14 protein-coding genes and 5 tRNA genes are annotated in these 17,055 nt (G+C 55.8%); 2 read left to right on the top strand and 17 right to left on the bottom strand.

All coding sequences use genetic code 11. The features are described from left to right. Positions 1-56: 56 nt before the first annotated feature. Together hemX and hemY are read left to right on the top strand one after the other, a co-directional pair. A complete protein-coding gene (hemX, locus tag EC836_RS23820; RefSeq protein ID WP_123337814.1) occupies positions 57-1,196 on the top strand; it encodes a uroporphyrinogen-III C-methyltransferase in 1,140 nt (379 codons plus the stop codon). A 2-nt stretch (positions 1,197-1,198) separates the two neighbouring features. Next, entirely contained in the window at positions 1,199-2,389 is a 1,191-nt protein-coding gene (gene hemY, locus EC836_RS23815; protein WP_123337811.1) for a protoheme IX biogenesis protein HemY, read from the top strand. 727 nt (positions 2,390-3,116) lie between these two features. Here hemY and EC836_RS23810 read toward each other — a convergent pair. The 17 genes from EC836_RS23810 to trxA all read right to left on the bottom strand — a co-directional run bounded on the left by EC836_RS23810 (position 3,117) and on the right by trxA (position 17,030). Next, positions 3,117-3,193, bottom strand: a tRNA-Pro gene (locus EC836_RS23810). Between the two features lie 76 nt (positions 3,194-3,269). Continuing rightward, positions 3,270-3,346, bottom strand: a tRNA-Pro gene (locus EC836_RS23805). Positions 3,347-3,376: 30 nt separating this feature from the next. Continuing rightward, positions 3,377-3,463, bottom strand: a tRNA-Leu gene (locus tag EC836_RS23800). Between the two features lie 13 nt (positions 3,464-3,476). Next, a tRNA-His gene (locus EC836_RS23795) sits at positions 3,477-3,552 on the bottom strand. Positions 3,553-3,625: 73 nt separating this feature from the next. Beyond that, a tRNA-Arg gene (locus tag EC836_RS23790) sits at positions 3,626-3,702 on the bottom strand. A gap of 179 nt (positions 3,703-3,881) precedes the next feature. Continuing rightward, positions 3,882-4,622 (bottom strand): lipopolysaccharide N-acetylmannosaminouronosyltransferase, encoded by a 741-nt coding sequence (gene wecG / locus EC836_RS23785; RefSeq protein ID WP_123337808.1) that lies wholly within the window; start codon positions 4,620-4,622, stop codon positions 3,882-3,884. A gap of 22 nt (positions 4,623-4,644) precedes the next feature. After that, complete coding sequence (gene wzyE, locus EC836_RS23780; RefSeq protein WP_123337806.1) at positions 4,645-6,012, bottom strand: ECA oligosaccharide polymerase; 1,368 nt, start codon at positions 6,010-6,012, stop codon at positions 4,645-4,647. After that, the gene (locus EC836_RS23775) at positions 6,009-7,085 is read right to left on the bottom strand and encodes a TDP-N-acetylfucosamine:lipid II N-acetylfucosaminyltransferase (RefSeq protein ID WP_123337804.1); all 1,077 of its coding nucleotides are present in this window, start codon (positions 7,083-7,085) and stop codon (positions 6,009-6,011) included. The genes wzyE and EC836_RS23775 overlap by 4 nt, the downstream gene beginning before the upstream one ends. After that, positions 7,085-8,332 (bottom strand): lipid III flippase WzxE, encoded by a 1,248-nt coding sequence (wzxE, locus tag EC836_RS23770; RefSeq protein WP_123337803.1) that lies wholly within the window; start codon positions 8,330-8,332, stop codon positions 7,085-7,087. Before wzxE ends, EC836_RS23775 begins: the two co-directional genes overlap by 1 nt. A gap of 1 nt (position 8,333) precedes the next feature. Beyond that, positions 8,334-9,464 carry a dTDP-4-amino-4,6-dideoxygalactose transaminase gene (gene rffA, locus EC836_RS23765; RefSeq protein WP_123337801.1) on the bottom strand — a complete coding sequence of 377 codons (1,131 nt, stop codon included), beginning with the start codon at positions 9,462-9,464 and terminating at the stop codon, positions 8,334-8,336. After that, positions 9,461-10,156: a dTDP-4-amino-4,6-dideoxy-D-galactose acyltransferase gene (gene rffC, locus EC836_RS23760; RefSeq protein ID WP_370348482.1), complete on the bottom strand. Its 696-nt coding sequence runs from the start codon at positions 10,154-10,156 to the stop codon at positions 9,461-9,463. Before rffC ends, rffA begins: the two co-directional genes overlap by 4 nt. A gap of 36 nt (positions 10,157-10,192) precedes the next feature. Next, positions 10,193-11,455, bottom strand: a complete 1,263-nt coding sequence (gene wecC, locus EC836_RS23755) for a UDP-N-acetyl-D-mannosamine dehydrogenase (RefSeq protein ID WP_123337799.1) — start codon at positions 11,453-11,455, stop codon at positions 10,193-10,195. After that, a complete protein-coding gene (gene wecB / locus EC836_RS23750) occupies positions 11,452-12,582 on the bottom strand; it encodes a non-hydrolyzing UDP-N-acetylglucosamine 2-epimerase (protein WP_123337797.1) in 1,131 nt (376 codons plus the stop codon). The genes wecC and wecB overlap by 4 nt, the downstream gene beginning before the upstream one ends. 10 nt (positions 12,583-12,592) lie before the next feature. Beyond that, positions 12,593-13,654: an ECA polysaccharide chain length modulation protein gene (gene wzzE / locus EC836_RS23745; RefSeq protein ID WP_123337795.1), complete on the bottom strand. Its 1,062-nt coding sequence runs from the start codon at positions 13,652-13,654 to the stop codon at positions 12,593-12,595. Between the two features lie 46 nt (positions 13,655-13,700). Continuing rightward, positions 13,701-14,789 carry a UDP-N-acetylglucosamine--undecaprenyl-phosphate N-acetylglucosaminephosphotransferase gene (wecA, locus tag EC836_RS23740; RefSeq protein WP_123337793.1) on the bottom strand — a complete coding sequence of 363 codons (1,089 nt, stop codon included), beginning with the start codon at positions 14,787-14,789 and terminating at the stop codon, positions 13,701-13,703. A gap of 286 nt (positions 14,790-15,075) precedes the next feature. After that, the gene (gene rho, locus EC836_RS23735) at positions 15,076-16,335 is read right to left on the bottom strand and encodes a transcription termination factor Rho (protein WP_062749087.1); all 1,260 of its coding nucleotides are present in this window, start codon (positions 16,333-16,335) and stop codon (positions 15,076-15,078) included. A 365-nt stretch (positions 16,336-16,700) separates the two neighbouring features. Beyond that, positions 16,701-17,030 carry a thioredoxin TrxA gene (gene trxA / locus EC836_RS23730; protein WP_123337791.1) on the bottom strand — a complete coding sequence of 110 codons (330 nt, stop codon included), beginning with the start codon at positions 17,028-17,030 and terminating at the stop codon, positions 16,701-16,703. Between the last annotated feature and the right edge of the window lie 25 nt (positions 17,031-17,055).

Raw genomic sequence — 17,055 nt, 5'->3', positions numbered from 1 at the left:
ATTTCGCGAGCGGGAAGATTAAGGTATATCACACTTAAAATATGGGATGAGCCATTATGACGGAACAAAAAGATTCCTCCGCCATGGTTGAAGATGTTACCCCTGCGGTTAAAGACTCAACCTCCGGGCAGCCGCCTTCGGAAAAATCAAAAAATCACGGCGTCGTTTTAGGCGCGGTGGCAATTGCCATTGCATTAGCGCTGGGTGTCGGCCTGTGGCTGAATAGCAAACATCAGGTTGCACAACAGGAAGAGGCGCGTCAGGCACTGGCCGCTCAGATTGCCGATTTGCAACAGCAGTCTACCCATGACAAACAGTCGCTGGTCGAGCAGCTGTCGGTGCAAACCCGGGCGCTGGATGCGGCTCAGCAGCAGCAGGCAGCCCTGAGCCAGCAACTGGATGAACTGAAACAAAAAGTGGCCACCATTTCCGGCAATGATGTTCATACCTGGATGCTGTCGCAGGCGGATTACCTGGTCAAAATGGCGGGCCGCAAGCTGTGGAGCGACCAGGATGTCACAACAGCCGCCGCGTTGTTGAAAAGTGCCGATGCCAGCCTGGCCGATATGAACGACCCGAGCCTGCTTGAAGCACGACGCGCGCTAACCCACGACATCAGCACCCTTTCCGCACTTAGCCAGGTTGACTACGACGGCGTCATCCTCAAGCTGAACCAGCTGTCCAACGGCATCGATAACCTGCGCCTCGCCGATAATGATAACGACGATGCGCCAATGGATGCGAACAGCGGTGAACTGTCATCATCATTACGTGAATGGCGGCAAAATCTGGTCAAAAGCTGGCATAACTTTATGGATGACTTTATTACCATCCGCCGCCGTGATGCCACTGCCGAACCGCTACTGGCCCCGAATCAGGATGTCTATCTGCGTGAGAATATCCGCTCGCGCCTGCTGATTGCCGCGCAGGCCGTGCCGCGTCACCAGGATGAAATCTACAAACAGTCGATTGATACCGTTTCCGGCTGGGTTCGCGCCTGGTACGACACTGACGATGCCAACACCAAAGCCTTCCTCGATCAGCTGGATGAGCTGAGCCAGCAAAGCATCTCGATGGATGTACCGGACTCACTGGAGAGCCAGCCGCTGCTTGATAAGCTGATGCAGACGCGCGTGCGTAATCTGCTGGCGCAGCCCGCTGCTGCACCAGCCACTCCTCAGCAGCAGGGAGAATAACGATGTTAAAAGTTCTTCTACTGTTCCTTCTGCTGATTGACGGTGTGGTTCTGGGGCCCATGATCGCAGGTCATCAGGGCTACGTACTGATTCAGACCGATAACTGGAATATTGAAACCAGCGTGACCGGCCTGGTGATTATTCTGATCCTGTCCCTGTTGGTGATCCTCGGGATTGAGTGGCTGCTGCGCCGTATTTTCCGCACCGGAGCACGCACGCGTGGCTGGTTTACCGGCAGGAAACGCCGCAGCGCACGCCGGCAGACTCAGGCGGCGCTGGTCAAACTGGCGGAAGGTGACCATCAGCAGGTTGAAAAGCTGCTTTCACGCAATGCCGATCACGCCGACCAGCCGATGATCAACTATCTGCTGGCGGCCGAAGCGGCACAGCAGCGCGGCGATGAGGCCCGTGCCAATCAGCACCTTGAACGCGCTACCGAGCTAAACGATGGCGATCCGCTGCCGGTGGAAATTACCCGCGTGCGTATTCAGCTGGCGCGCAATGAGGATCATGCCGCTCGTCACGGGATCGATCGTCTGCTGGAGATCGCGCCGCGTCACCCGGAAGTACTACGCCTGGCGGAACAGGCCTATATCCGCACCGGTGCCTGGAGCGCGCTGCTGGATATTCTGCCCGCGATGGAGAAAGTGAAGCTGGGCGATGACAACCACCGTATTGCTCTGCAGCAGCAGGCCTGGCTGGGCCTGATGAATCAGGCCATGGCCGATCAGGGTAGCGATGGTCTGAAACGCTGGTGGCAAAATCAGAGCCGAAAAACCCGGCATGAGACGGCCCTGCAGGTGGCAATGGCGGATCATCTTATCGTCTGTGACGACCATGAGACCGCGCAGCAAATCGTGCTGGATGGTCTTAAGCGTCAGTATGATGAACGCCTGGTTCTGCTGATGCCGCGCCTGAAATCCGGTAATCCCGAGCAGCTGGAAAAAGCCCTGCGCCAGCAGATCAAGCAGCACGGCGCCACGCCATTGCTCCACAGTACGCTGGGGCAGCTGTTGATGCAGCACGGCGAGTGGGAGCAGGCCAGCGAAGCCTTCCGCGCCGCACTGCAGCAGCGTCCTGACGCATTTGACTATGCCTGGCTGGCAGACACGCTGGACCGCCAGCATAAACCCGAAGAGGCTGCGGCAATGCGCCGCGATGGTCTGCTGCTGACGCTGAAAAATAATTCCTGAACAACCAGCGTCACCGACTTTTCGTTGTGGCGCGGGTATTTGAGGGTTTATCCAACCGCTATCTTTCTGAGATAGCGGTTTTTTTTCGCTTCAGGCAAAAAAAACACCTGCCCGAGGGCAGGTGTAACGATCAGGTCGGTTAAGACAACCGATTGGTACCCGACTCAACGTTGTGCCCGATATTCCAATAAGACGTTAGCGATATTGGCTGGCTGGACAACGGGTACCGTAAAGTGGCTCTGCGTCATTCCCAGGTTTATGAAGCCTAAGCAAACATAAGGGGTGGAATGAGCATCTACAGATATAGTGTTGCACAGCCTGTGCCAGAATGGCACTTCCAAAATTCCTAATATTCTACTGCTATGATTTTTATCACTTTTAATGTCATTTTTAGCATTACGCCACCTCTCACCGCCGTCGTCAAAAGCGGACACCAGCCTGGATAAAGCGTCTCTAAACGGAGACAACTAGCGCATAGTTAGGTAAACCTTATTAATAACAGCAGGTTAAACGTCTCAACGCGACGACAAACAGCGATATTCCGGAAAAACGAAAACAGTACTGTAGGCGGATGCACGAACGTTGACGGGAGACTTCCTGATACGCTGAGTTGGCGAGTCATGATGGGAAGAAAGAGGATTTTGGAAAAGATACGAGAAGTTGCCGGATAACACGTGGCTGAATGACAAACGAAAAAAAACCTGCTTTTTCAAGCAGGTTTCTTAATTGGTCGGCGAGAGAGGATTCGAACCTCCGACCCACTGGTCCCAAACCAGTTGCGCTACCAAGCTGCGCTACTCGCCGAACTGTACTACCTTACTGCATCGCTCAAAACCCTCAGGCTCTAAGCAAAAACCCCGCTACTGCAGGATTTTAAAATTGGTCGGCGAGAGAGGATTCGAACCTCCGACCCACTGGTCCCAAACCAGTTGCGCTACCAAGCTGCGCTACTCGCCGAACATAACTTCTTTTCACTTAAAGATTTTGTGGTGCGAAGAGAGGGACTTGAACCCTCACGTCCGTAAGAACACTAACACCTGAAGCTAGCGCGTCTACCAATTCCGCCACCTTCGCATTCAACAAAATCTGGGGTGGCTAATGGGACTCGAACCCACGACAACTGGAATCACAATCCAGGGCTCTACCAACTGAGCTATAGCCACCACAACTACTTCCAACTTCTTACTGCTTATAACGCGGTAATGATACCACCGCAGCTCTTGCGCACAAACTTAATGGCGCGCCCGACAGGATTCGAACCTGAGACCTCTGCCTCCGGAGGGCAGCGCTCTATCCAGCTGAGCTACGGGCGCGTAGCGCCGTTGCGGATGTGCATACTACGGACAGGAGCCCTACCTGTCCAGTGCTTTTTTCACAAAAAAACGCGTTTGATTACGCTTTGTGCATTCCGTCTAAACTCGCAGCATTTTTCCGCCTTTTCGTACAGAAAAACCACAGCAGCAACGTATTACCGTCGCGACTTATCCAGAAATTAAAGATCGCCCTTCCAGTGATAGTTGAGATATTTCAGCAGTCTGAGCTGGCGTTTAAGACGCGACGGCTGTGAAAGTAAGCGATACAGCCACTCCAGGCCCATTTTTTGCCAAATTTTGGGTGCGCGTTTCACGTGCCCGGTAAATACGTCATAGGTGCCACCCACGCCCATATACAGCGCATCGGGATAAGCGGCCTTACAGTCACGCATCAGGAGCTCCTGGCGCGGCGAGCCCATGGCCACCGTCACCAGCTTTGCCCCACTGGCAATCATGCGTGCCAGGACGGCATCGCGCTGGTCAGGCGTAAAGTAGCCATCCTGCACACCGACAATATTCACATTCCACTGACGGCGCAGCTTATCCTGAGTTTGCTCAAGGACATCAGGACGCCCACCGATCAGAAATACGGGGGTCCCCTCGCGTCCGGCCCGCTCCATCAGCGCCTCCCACAGATCGGCACCGGCAATACGGGATACCTGAGCCTCTGGATACTTCTTACGAATCGAACGCACAATGCTGATGCCGTCGGCATAGCGGTATTCTGCAGCGGCAATCAGCTGGAAGATTTCGGCATCATTCTCCGCCGTCAGCACCTTTTCCGCATTGATCGCCACCAGCGTTCCACTCTTCAGCTTTCCATCCTGATTGAGGTAATCGACAAACTCCGCCATATCGCGAAATCCGGCCAGCGACAGGCCGCGAATTTGATACTGCGGCACGGTTACAGAGGCATGCATGGTATTTACCTTAAGTCTGAAATCAAAACGGCCCAGAGCCCGCATCGGGCTGCGCGGCGAGTGGGCGAACAGCGTTGCGGTCGCGGACTAATCCGGCGCTATCCAGTAACCAGTAAAGCAGCTTCGCCACCACCACGCAGACCGCAAAAATGACACAGAAGAACACCACTCTGGAAGCAAACGCATCCAGGCCTTCTCGCGCCAGTACAATCATGTTAAACACCGCGCCAAAGCAGAAGCTTTGCAGGATCGCAGCCTTATAGCGGTTTTGCTCCTGCTGGCCTTTTTCATACAGCCAGTCAAACCACTTGATAATCAGTCCGACGGCAACGGCACCGAGAGGAATAAACAGCGCCCCGCCCATCACCAGCAGCGAGCCAATGAGCGTCGGTGATATCGCCAGCCCGGAATGGTTATCCAGCACTTCCCAGGTGAAGTAGTTCGCGCTATTTAGCACCAGCGACGGACGACCGTGCCACAGCCAGCTGGGAATGAAGACGTAGAAATCCCGGACGATCGGCGCCAGCCCCTGGAAGCTGATTTTGTCGTAGTTTTGCAGCAGCAAACCCAAATTCTCCCACGGCGAGAATGTATCGCGGGTGAGGTAGAGGAAGGTATAAAACGCCTCCGAGCCGCTCACATCCAGGTTATAGCGTTTCAGCGCCAGCCAGAACATGCCGACAATACCGCCGACGCCCGCCAGTACCAGCATCCACAGGGTGATCCAGCCGCGGATGATGCCGATAAACAGGAACAGAGCGAAGGCGATAATAATGTTGGCGCGCGTACCGCCCACAATCACATAGGTCAGCAGCCCGAAGGCCACGGTGCTGATTAAAAACAGCAGCCAGCCGCGAAAATCCTGCTTCAGGAAGTAGACCACCAGCATCGCCGGGATAAAGAAGTAGAAGAAGCGCTTTAAGGCAACGCCCGAGACATCCGCCGAGAAGATCTGGCTGTAGCTGTGCAGTTTGAACAGCAGGAAGCCGTTGTGCATAAAGAACACGCTGACCGTGCCCAGCGCGACCAGCGCCAGCAGCATCCAGCTCAGGTTCGCCTCCACGCGGTTGATGGTGAACACCTGCCGCGCGGGCTTTGTCGTGCGCGCGCGCAGCCGGGTTTTATAGCTCACGTAATAGATGGCATAGAAGCAGCCCGCCGCCAGCATCGCCTGAAGCAGGTATTCCGGCGGTACCACGGCGACGTTAAAGCCAAACACCAGTACGCTGGTGAAGGGGAAACCGAAGAAGAAGGTCAGCAGAAACAGCAGCGAGAAAAAGACATTAAAGTTGAACCGCACCCGGCGAAACTCGCGCCAGGTCAGCGTCAGAATAAATCCTGCGCACAGCAGCCAGACGACCAGCAGCCCGGAAAATTCTAATAAGCTCATGTGCGTTCTCCTTCCACCAACCGCAGTGCCTGCTGCCAGCCCGCCAGATAGCCCGGTTCAAAGAAGGCGATCTGCTGCTTGTCCATCAGGCTCAGCTGCCGCTGCGCCTCACTAACCGTCGCGGCATCCAGCGCGTCACCGGTAAACAGTACCGGCACCTGCTGTTCAACCAGATCCTGCCAGAACGGGTTCTTACGATTCAGAACGAAAGGAATATTGGCCTGCATCAGCAGGCACAGCGTGCCGATACCCTGCTGCCGTTCGAAAATAAACCAGCCGAGATCGCAGCGAGAGATCAGCTGCAGATAGTCGTTGAATTCCATTTTCTCCGTCAGGAGCTGTACCTGACCGGAGGTAAACAGCGCATCCGAAGCGGCACGCACGCGAGCAATATAGGCGTCGTTATTCGCCGGATAGCCCAGCGGAACCACAACCTTCACGTCACTGCCAAACTGCTGATGGATCTCCTGTAGCGCCTGGATATGGCGGTTGCTGGCATCGCCCGAGTTACCCAGCAGGATCGTCAGTGGCCCCTGATGCGGTTGAGCAGTCGGCACGTTCTGTGCCAGCCGCGTCGGGAAATAGAGCAGCGACGCGGGCACGTGCGGGTGGCGCTGATGAAAATGGGTGATGTCACCCCGGGTCGCAAACACCTGCGCCACGCGCTTCTGCGCCTGACGACGCAGCAGATAGAACAGGCGGAATTTCAGGCTGGTCGCATCCTCATACAGGTCAGCGCCCCAGATATGCCAGTAGAGCTGTGATCGTGAAATCTTGCCTGACAGCAGCGCCAGCCAAAGCTTAGGATTAAACTGCCCGTGGCAGAAGAAACGCGTGTCGCGCTGCCGACGAGCCAGATCGATGACCGCTTCAGCCAGCGCACTTTTATCGGTAAACGCGCGGATCTGCAGCCGGGGGTACTGCTCGGCCACAGAGGGCTGGTTTGATACCAGCCAGAACTGACGCGGGGCCGCCGTGGGCACCACGTCATACATTACCTGGTTAAAAAAGCCCAGAACCGTCTGATTATGATGCGGTATATCCGAGCCTAAAAGATGGATTACTGTGGTCATTATCGTCTACGGTAGAGAGTAAATACGCCTGCACAGAGCGCAAAGTAAGCGATATAGGTCGCCATATATGCCTGCGCTGCCCCTGCTGCACCGTGCAGCGGGATCAGCCAGCGGGAAAATCCAGTGAGCAGGATAAACTGGCTCACTTCAGTCAGAATGTAAAAACGCAGGGACGCTTTGGCGATCACCAGATAGCCAAAGACATAGCAGCCGACCTTCAGCACATCGCCAATCAGCTGCCAGACAAACAGGTCGCGCATGCCGGTAAACTGGCTGGAAAACAGCAGCCAGATGGCGAAGTCGCGCAGCAGCCAGACGCAGAAACTGGCGACCATCACCGCAGGCAGAACAAAGCGCAGCGCACGCATAATCTCCCGAGAAATATCCGCCTTATTCTCCAGACGCGCCAGCGTTGGCAACAGCCAGACGCTAAACGAGGCGGTAATAAACTGCAGATAGGCGTCGGAGATGCTGCTCACCCCCTGCCACAGCCCCACCTGTTCCCAGCCCGCGTGCGCCTGCAGCAAATTACGCATCATCACCCACGCCACCGGCAGCGTGACGGCGGTAATCAGCGCCATCACCGTAAACTTGCCGAGCTGACGGGCATACTGCGGCTGCCACATTGGCAGCAGATAGCGCATCGGCAGATGGTCGCGCCGGGCCAGCACCGCCATCGCCGGGATCATCACCAGCGCGGGCACCATCGCCAGCCCAACCAGCGCGCCGCTGTAGCCACCCAGCCAGTAGCAGACAAACCATGCCGCTACCCCTATAACGCTACCGACGATCAGCGCCAGCGCATTCCCGGCCGCATCGCGGAAACCTTTGACGATCGCCAGCGCCAGGTTAGCCCAGGCGATGCCCAGCTGTAAAAACGCCACGATGCGAATCACCTGCTGGTACTTCACATCATCAAACAGTGCCTGGCTGATGGGGGCGGCAAACAGCAGAAAACCGACCGCCAGCAGCAGCGAGAAGCCGAGAACCATGCACGAAGCCGTGCCGGTCACCGCACGCAACTCCATCGGCTGCTGCTGATGCTGCGCCACCAGCTTGGTCACGCCGTTAAATATCCCCGCCCCGGCCAGCACGCCCAGCACGGTAATCAACTGGCGGAAGTTACCCGCCTGCCCCACGCCCGACGGGCCGTACGACACCGCTAGCATCTTCACCACCAGCAAACCGGCGGCAATTTTTATCAGTGTGGACGCGGCGGTCCACACGGAAGCTCTGGCCAGCGACATATCAGGAAAGATAGCTGCGTAAGGAGCCAATCACCGTTTTCTGATTATTATCAGAAAGGTTATAGAACAGCGGCAGCCTCAGCAGACGATCGCTGTCCTGCTGGGTGTAGCGATCGGTGCCGTGGAAACGGCCAAAGCGCTGTCCGGCAGGCGAACTGTGCAGCGGGATATAGTGGAACACAGCCATGATTTCCGCCTCTTTTAGCCAGGAAATCAGGGCGGTGCGATCGTCATTATCGCGCAGCTTCAGGTAGAACATATGCGCGTTGTGCTCACAGTCTGCCGGGATGACCGGTAGATCGATCCGCCCGCGCTCGGCGAACGGTTCCAGCGCGGTGTAATAATTTTTCCAGAGGTGTAAACGCTGCTGGTTGATGCGCTCTGCGGCTTCCAGCTGCGCCCAGAGATAGGCGGCCTGCAGATCGGCCATCAGGTAGCTTGAACCGATATCGCGCCAGGTATATTTGTCGACCTGGCCGCGGAAGAACTGACTGCGGTTGGTGCCTTTTTCGCGAATGATTTCCGCACGCTCAACCAGCGCCGCATCGTTAATCAGCGTCGCACCGCCCTCGCCCCCGGCGGTGTAGTTTTTTGTCTCATGGAAGCTGAAGCAGCCAATATGGCCAATCGTACCCAGCGCGCGGCCTTTATACGTCGACATCACGCCCTGTGCGGCATCTTCAATCACCCAGAGTTTATGCTTCTTTGCCAGCGCCATAATGGTGTCCATTTCGCAGGCCACGCCCGCATAGTGGACCGGCACGATCGCCTTAGTGCGCTCGGTGATCGCCGCTTCAATCAGCGTCTCGTCAAGATTCATTGTATCCGGGCGCACGTCGATAAAGACAATGGTGGCGCCGCGCAGAACGAAGGCATTGGCGGTTGAGACGAAGGTGTAGCTCGGCATGATCACCTCATCACCGGGCTGGATGTTGATCAGGATCGCCGCCATTTCCAGCGAGGCGGTACAGGACGGCGTCAGCAGCACCTTACGGCTGCCAAACCGCTGTTCCATCCACTGCTGGCAGCGGCGGGTAAAGCCACCATCGCCGCACAGCTTGCCGCTGCCCATGGCCGACTGCATATATTCGAGTTCAGTTCCCACCACCGGTGGCGCGTTAAACGGGATCATGGCGTTTTCCTGTATAACCAGTAGGCGGTACGTTCAATCACGCCACCGCAGCGAAGATAGAGACGCAACGCAGCAAGGTTGCCCAGCTGCGTTGCAACGTGAAGTCGAGTCAGGCGTCTGGCGCGGCACCAGTCATTTGCCGCATCCATCAGCCGCTGACCAATGCCTAATCCCTGATAAGCGGGCAGCACGGCCAGCAGCCCAATGCGCGCCGTCCCGTCCTCCAGCTCGCGCAGGGAAACAAAGCCCTGCATAGCGCCCTGTTCATCCACCGCCAGCAGGCACTGATGGTCGAAAGTGCCGCGCACGGCGTTTTCGATCCACTGCGCGTAGAAACGTCCGCTGTCACCAACGGCAAACCAGGGCGCACGAAAGCGGCTCCAGATAAAGGCTTCACTCGCCGCCTGGCGCAGGGCCGGAATATGTTCGGCGCGGGCGATACGAATCCCGGTTGGGCGCTCGGCAGGGGTAATTCCCAGCACGCAGTCCGCTTCCCCTTCCACCATGCTAAAGCCCAGCGCGCTAAGCGCATCCAGCTCGGCACTCTGCTGAGCCAGCACTTTCACCTGCACCAGCGGCCAGTCATCCAGCGCGGCGAGTGCCAGCGGCTTTTCGCCCTGCAACTCCAGCAGGGCACTCCGCTGACCAAAAAATTCATTTTCCCATGCGAGGGGTTTAAGCGTGGCAAACATACGCAACTCCACGGGCATGAAAAGCAGAAACGGCGATCATCGCCATACGCCTTTGGTATCGACGATAAAACGTTGCTGCACGGCTTCAGGCTGAATGGCTTTGAACTGGCGGTGATCGACCAGCATCACCAGCACATCCGCCTGCTGAAGCGCATCGTCCAGCGCCAACAGCGTGACTTTATCCCGCAGTTTTTCCGGTAGCTGCTGCACGTGCGGTTCCACCACCAGCGTGCTGCCCTGATGCCAGTCGGCAATCAGCCGGGTAACCTGCATCGCCGGGCTTTCGCGTAGATCGTCGATGTCCGGCTTAAACGCCAGGCCGAAGCAGGCAATTTTCAGGTCGCTGGCGCGCTTATTGCTGGCCATCAGGCACTCTGTCACCTGCTGCTTCACCTGTTCAAGTACCCAGTGAGGTTTTGCGTCGTTTACTTCACGCGCGGTGCGGATCAAGCGCGACTGCTGCGGGTTTTGCGCGACGATAAACCACGGGTCGACGGCGATGCAGTGGCCACCTACGCCCGGACCCGGCTGCAGGATGTTCACCCGCGGATGGCGGTTAGCCAGACGGATTAATTCCCAGACATTAATCTGCTGCTCGGCGCAGATCAGCGAGAGTTCGTTGGCAAAGGCGATGTTAACGTCGCGGAAGCTGTTCTCGGTGAGTTTGCACATTTCTGCGGTGCGGGCGTTGGTCACCACGCACTCACCCTCAAGGAACAGATTGTAGAGGTCGCAGGCCCGCTGCGAACTGGTGGCGGTCATGCCGCCGATGACCCGATCGTTTTTAAACAGCTCAACCATCACCTGCCCCGGCAGCACGCGCTCCGGGCAGTAGGCAATGTGGATATCCGACGCGTCGCCCGCCTGCTGCGGGAAGCTCAGGTCAGGACGTTCGCCGGCCAGCCATTCGGCCATCTGCTCGGTAGCACCGACCGGCGACGTAGACTCCAGGATCACCAGATCGCCTTTCTTCAGCACCGGCGCAATCGAGGCCGCAGCGGCGCGAACATAGGACATATCTGGCTGATGGTCACCTTCAAACGGTGTAGGAACGGCGATCAGAAAGGCATCGGCGGGTTCAGGGCGGGTCGCGGCGCGTAAAAACCCGCCCTCAACGGCGGTTTTCACCACCCGATCGAGATCGGGCTCAACGATATGGATCTCACCGCGATTAATGGTATCCACTGCGTGGGCATTCACGTCAATGCCGATAACCTGCTTCTGGCGTGAGGCAAAGGCCGCGGCGGTTGGCAGGCCGATATACCCCAGGCCAATAACTGAAATGGTGTTGAAATTCATAATGTAATCCGATTATTTTTTAAGGCCTGCACGATGCGCTGGCAGGCGAGCCCGTCGCCGTAGGGATTATGTGCGTGACTCATCGTTTGCCATGCGGCCTCATCGGTCAGCAGGCGGGTCACTTCACTCACTATTTTGGCACCGTCCGTCCCCACCAGCCTGACCGTACCGGCCTCAATCGCTTCGGGGCGTTCAGTCGCATCCCGCATCACCAGCACCGGTTTTCCCAGCGACGGCGCCTCTTCCTGAATGCCGCCGGAATCGGTGAGGATCAGCCAGGCCCTGTCCATCAGCCAGACAAACGGCAGATACTCCTGCGGCTCAATCAGGATGATGTTGTCGATACCTTTCAGGATGCGATTCACCGGCTCGCTGACGTTCGGGTTGAGGTGGACCGGGTAGACGATCTGCAGCTGCGGATTCAGGCGGGCGATCTCCGCCAGCGCGTTACAAATACGCTCAAAACCGCCGCCAAAGCTCTCCCGACGATGTCCGGTCACCAGCAGCAGCTTTTTATCGGCATCCAGGAACGGATAGCGCGCCGCAAGGCTGGTGCGCAGGCTGTCATCGTTCAGCACGCGGTCCCGTACCCAGAACAGCGCATCGATCACCGTATTGCCGGTCACAAAAATCCGCGAATCAGGCAGATTTTCACGCAGCAGGTTCTGCCGGGAACGTTCGGTCGGCGCGAAATGGTAGCTGGCGAGGTGCCCGGTCAGCGTGCGGTTGGCCTCTTCAGGCCAGGGGGAATAGAGATCCCCGGTGCGCAAGCCCGCTTCAATGTGCCCGACGGGGATGCGGTGATAAAACGCCGCCAGGCTGGCTGCCAGCGTGGTGGTGGTATCGCCATGAACCAGCACCACATCGGGGGTAAAGTCGGCAAACACCGTTTTCAACCCTTCAAGGATGCGGCTGGTGATTTCGGTCAGCCCCTGTCCCGGACGCATGATATTCAGATCGTAATCCGGCACCAGTGAGAACAGGTGCAGTACCTGATCCAGCATCTCACGGTGCTGAGCGGTGACGCACAGGCGGGACTCAATTTCGTGGTCCTGCGCCAGCGCATGGACCAGCGGGGCCATTTTTATCGCCTCAGGGCGCGTGCCAAAAACCGTTAATACTTTCACCGGCGCTCTCTCAATTGGTCCGTTGATTAACAACATGACCCTTGCGAGGTCGGCGTATCAGCGCGGTCCCGGCACCGGTCAGGGCTCCTACCGCTCCCCACATGATCATCAATAACAGACGGCGCGGGCTGTCACGGGTTACCGGCTCTTCCGGCGTACGCAGATAGCGCCAGGTCTGGAATGACTTAACCAGCGTTGGCCCGACGTTGAGCGTGGCCAGCATGGCACGGTTCTGGTCGTACTCAACATCGTAAGAAGGGCCGCTGGCACGCAGGTTTTCCAGCCGCGCCTGCAGCATTGGCCGCCCCAGCAGGAACAGTTCGGAATCCGGTAGCTGTTCGGACGGCGTATCGGTTTTCGTCTGCTCGAAGCCCTGCTGCTGGGCAATCTTCAGCGCCTGCTCAACGCTGTGGATCTCACGATCGTAAATCGCAGTGGCCACGGCCTCCTGGCGCTTAATCTGCGCTTTCAACTGGATGCTGCGTGCCGCCCAGGCACCGGTCACTTCTTCGTTAAGATGCGTTGTCGCGCGCGCATTGGCGAAGGCCACGTACTGGCGCAGCAGCGTATTGGCATCCCCCGAGGTTTCGGCTATCAGCTTAACGGTGTCATTGATGTTTTTCGCCGCGTCCGCCGGTTGGAACTGGATGTTGGCAATCAACTCATCCAGCAGCGCCGCATTTTCCCGCGCGCTACCGGTCTGGCGCTGCTTGTAGTAATCGGACTGCAGCCAGAAGTCGCGCCGGGTATCCCAGGCGGAAAGCTGCATGATAAATTCCTGGTAGGCTTCATCCATCACCGTGGGCTGTGGCGCGTTCAGACTGAGATTACCAGCACGCTGATCCAGGTTATTCAGGAACTGCTGCTGGGAATAGAAGCCGGACAGCATGTTAACCGTTGGCCGATCGGTAATGGCCGTGGTGCTCCATTTCGGCGTAACCAGCAGCGTGTAAATCCAGGCCAGCAGAGCAAACAGCACACCTCCACCAATAATCCAGAATTTACCGCGCCATAGCGCGCAGCAAAGACCGCGAATATCCAGCTCGTTATCGGCAGCAACAGGATGGGTCATACATCATTTCCTTATTGTCAGGGCATCTATCAATCAGTTAAAAAGTTTAGCTATCGTTATTGTTATTACGCAGGCGACGCTTGATACGTTTGATCATCCGCGCAACGCGCCAGGCGCGTTTTATACAGTAGCCGTAAAGCATAAAAGCCAGTAAAAACAGGATCAGCATCACCCATTCCGGGGTGAAACTCAGGTATTCGCCCAGCACACCGATCGCCGCCAGCAGCGCGGCCGCCAGCGTAATCAGCATAAATGCCTGCCGTGAGGTAAAGCCCGCACGCATAATAAGGTGATGAATATGCTGACGATCTGCCGAGAAAGGGCTCATCCCTTTGCTAAGACGGCGATACATAATAGCGACCATATCCATCAAAGGAATAGCGATCAACCACAGCGCGGTAACCGGGGTGATCGGGTGGCTTTCCCCCTGGGTGGCGGCCAGCAGGATCCAGATAATCGTGAAGCCGATCAGGGTGCTGCCGGCATCGCCCATAAAGACCTTGTAGCGACCACCGCACATCCCGAGATTAAGCAGAATATAGGGGACAATGGCAGCGATCATCGTGAAACACCACATCGCCAGGCTGGTCTGGCCGTCAAAGAGCAGGATGATGCCCATCGCCATAAATGAAACGCAGGACAGGCCGCCCAGCAGGCCATCAATTCCGTCAACCATATTAAAGGCGTTGATCGCGGCCCAGACGGCAAACAGCGTCAGCACGTAGCCAAACGGACCAACGACCAGTTCCCAGGGGCCAAAAATGTGGCCCAGGCTGAACAGATACAGCTTGGCCTTCACCATCATCACCACGGCGACGCCAGCCTGAACCACGGCACGAAGTTTCACGCTGATATCAAAGCGGTCATCCAGAGCGCCAACCAGCACCAGGCTGCCTGCACATCCCAGATAAAGCATAAAATGGGGAATGTAGTAATCGGAAATGGCAAAAGCGAAGCAGCTGCCGGCAAACACGGAAATACCACCCACCAGCGGGATCACGCCCTGATGGCGCTTGCGATAGTTAGGTCTGTCAACCAGACCGATTTTCTTAGCTGCCTTACGGGCAAAAAATAGAAACGCCAGCGAAAAAACAAAAGTCAGTGCAAGCTCAGTACTCATATTGAGTAAATTCACATTAATCAGCTCTCTGCGAAGAATTGCGTAATGTTATAAGCAAAATTAGTGCCATAATCATCCGTGTAATTCTGATTTAATCGATCAGGACGAGCAAAACTAACGTCGTTTTATTGCAGTCCTGCACCATACACCAGGTTTAGTTCTCCCTTAACCGGTTAGCGTATAGGTCAAAAACAAAAAACGCCACGACTAAGCGTGGCGTTACCCGAGTTTGTTTTTTGGCGAAGACAATAAAAACAGCAACGCTACAGGAGCGCGCCGCTTTCAAAGCATCATCAAACCATTACGAACGTTTCATCATGTCGAAGAATTCGTCGTTTGTTTTGGTCATCGCCAGTTTGTTAATGAGGAATTCCATCGCATCGATTTCGCCCATTGGGTGAATGATTTTGCGCAGGATCCACATTTTTTGCAGCTCTTCGGATGTGGTAAGCAGCTCTTCTTTACGCGTACCTGAACGATTATAGTCGATTGCAGGGAACACGCGCTTCTCGGCGATTTTACGCGCAAGATGCAGCTCCATGTTGCCGGTACCTTTAAATTCTTCATAGATAACTTCATCCATTTTAGAACCGGTATCGACCAGCGCCGTAGCGATGATGGTCAGGCTTCCGCCCTCTTCAACGTTACGTGCAGCACCGAAGAAACGCTTTGGACGATGCAGGGCGTTCGCATCCACACCACCGGTCAGAACCTTACCAGAGGCAGGAACAACGGTGTTGTAGGCACGCGCCAGACGGGTGATGGAGTCCAGCAGGATGATCACATCCTTTTTATGCTCAACCAGGCGCTTAGCCTTCTCGATCACCATCTCGGCAACCTGTACGTGGCGTGATGCCGGCTCGTCGAAGGTAGAAGCAATCACTTCACCTTTAACCAGACGCTGCATCTCGGTCACTTCTTCCGGACGCTCGTCAATCAGCAGCACCATCAGCACACAGTCAGGATGGTTATAAGCGATGCTCTGCGCAATATTCTGCAGCAGCATGGTTTTACCGGCTTTCGGCGGTGCCACGATCAGGCCACGCTGGCCACGGCCAATCGGTGATGCCAGATCCAGCACGCGTGCGGTAAGGTCTTCAGTCGACCCGTTACCGCGCTCCATACGCAGACGAGAATTCGCATGCAGCGGGGTTAAGTTTTCAAACAGGATTTTGTTACGCGCATTTTCCGGTTTGTCGTAGTTAACTTCGTTAACTTTCAGCAGCGCAAAGTAACGCTCACCCTCTTTTGGCGGACGGATTTTGCCAGAGATGGAGTCACCAGTGCGGAGGTTAAAGCGGCGGATTTGACTAGGGGAAACGTAGATATCATCGGGGCCTGCGAGGTAGGAACTGTCTCCGGAGCGGAGGAAACCAAATCCATCCTGCAATATCTCGAGAACGCCATCGCCGAAGATATCTTCGCCACTTTTAGCATGCTGCTTGAGGATGGCGAAAATGATGTCCTGTTTGCGCAAGCGCGCCAGGTTTTCCAGCCCCATATTTTCGCCGAGGGTAATCAGTTCTGAAACCGGCGTATTTTTTAATTCGGTAAGATTCATAATGGTGGGTTCTTAAACTCGGGGTAAAACTTGAATTGTTTGTCGTAAATGGTATGGCGAAAGATCCATGCCTGTTTAATTGGCTCTTGATTCCGAAGTCCGCTCGATGATCACGTGCAGGAAAACGCAGATCTGAAACGAAGGGACGGTGAGGACAAGAAGCCGGAAAATCAATAGATACTAACCGTCAGATTGCTGAGTAGCTGTAATATTCTGATGAATACAGTGTTCAACAAGGAGTCATTCTATAAGGTGCAAACTACAAGGTAAGTTCGTCGTGCAGTAGATTTAACTTAGCACGCTTAATGCCGGTCGTCTAGCGGTCTGAGAAAAATTCCAAACCGCCAGTCGCCGGCAAAGCATGATTAGCCCAGGTTCGCGTTCAGGAACTCTTTGAGCTGACCTTTAGACAGTGCGCCAACTTTGGTCGCAATGACTTCGCCGCCTTTAAACAGCAGGAGCGTAGGGATACCGCGAATGCCGTATTTCGGCGCGGTAGCCGGGTGCTCATCAATGTTGAGCTTGGCAATAGTCAGCTTGCCTTCATACTCTTCGGCAACTTCGTTCAGGATCGGGGCAATCATCTTGCAAGGGCCACACCATTCTGCCCAGAAGTCTACCAGCGTTAAACCATCAGCTTTCAGGACATCAGTTTCGAAGCTATCATCGGACAGGTGAACAATTTGAGCGCTCATGTTTACTCCAGGGGGATTATCTTAA

The organism is Erwinia sp. JUb26, assembly GCF_003751505.1.
Taxonomy (GTDB): Bacteria; Pseudomonadota; Gammaproteobacteria; order Enterobacterales; family Enterobacteriaceae; genus Erwinia.
This window is presented reverse-complemented; position numbering and strand designations above follow the sequence as displayed.

What these genes read in the sequence shown, in the direction of transcription:
- hemY (WP_123337811.1), top strand. Translation starts at nt 1,199, where the DNA reads ATGTTAAAAGTTCTTCTACTGTTCCTTCTGCTGATTGACGGTGTGGTT.
- hemX (WP_123337814.1), top strand. Translation starts at nt 57, where the DNA reads ATGACGGAACAAAAAGATTCCTCCGCCATGGTTGAAGATGTTACCCCT.
- rffA (WP_123337801.1), bottom strand. Translation starts at nt 9,464, where the DNA reads ATGATCCCGTTTAACGCGCCACCGGTGGTGGGAACTGAACTCGAATAT.
- trxA (WP_123337791.1), bottom strand. Translation starts at nt 17,030, where the DNA reads ATGAGCGCTCAAATTGTTCACCTGTCCGATGATAGCTTCGAAACTGAT.
- rffC (WP_370348482.1), bottom strand. Translation starts at nt 10,156, where the DNA reads ATGTTTGCCACGCTTAAACCCCTCGCATGGGAAAATGAATTTTTTGGT.
- EC836_RS23775 (WP_123337804.1), bottom strand. Translation starts at nt 7,085, where the DNA reads ATGACCACAGTAATCCATCTTTTAGGCTCGGATATACCGCATCATAAT.
- wzyE (WP_123337806.1), bottom strand. Translation starts at nt 6,012, where the DNA reads ATGAGCTTATTAGAATTTTCCGGGCTGCTGGTCGTCTGGCTGCTGTGC.
- wzzE (WP_123337795.1), bottom strand. Translation starts at nt 13,654, where the DNA reads ATGACCCATCCTGTTGCTGCCGATAACGAGCTGGATATTCGCGGTCTT.
- wecC (WP_123337799.1), bottom strand. Translation starts at nt 11,455, where the DNA reads ATGAATTTCAACACCATTTCAGTTATTGGCCTGGGGTATATCGGCCTG.
- wecG (WP_123337808.1), bottom strand. Translation starts at nt 4,622, where the DNA reads ATGCATGCCTCTGTAACCGTGCCGCAGTATCAAATTCGCGGCCTGTCG.
- rho (WP_062749087.1), bottom strand. Translation starts at nt 16,335, where the DNA reads ATGAATCTTACCGAATTAAAAAATACGCCGGTTTCAGAACTGATTACC.
- wzxE (WP_123337803.1), bottom strand. Translation starts at nt 8,332, where the DNA reads ATGTCGCTGGCCAGAGCTTCCGTGTGGACCGCCGCGTCCACACTGATA.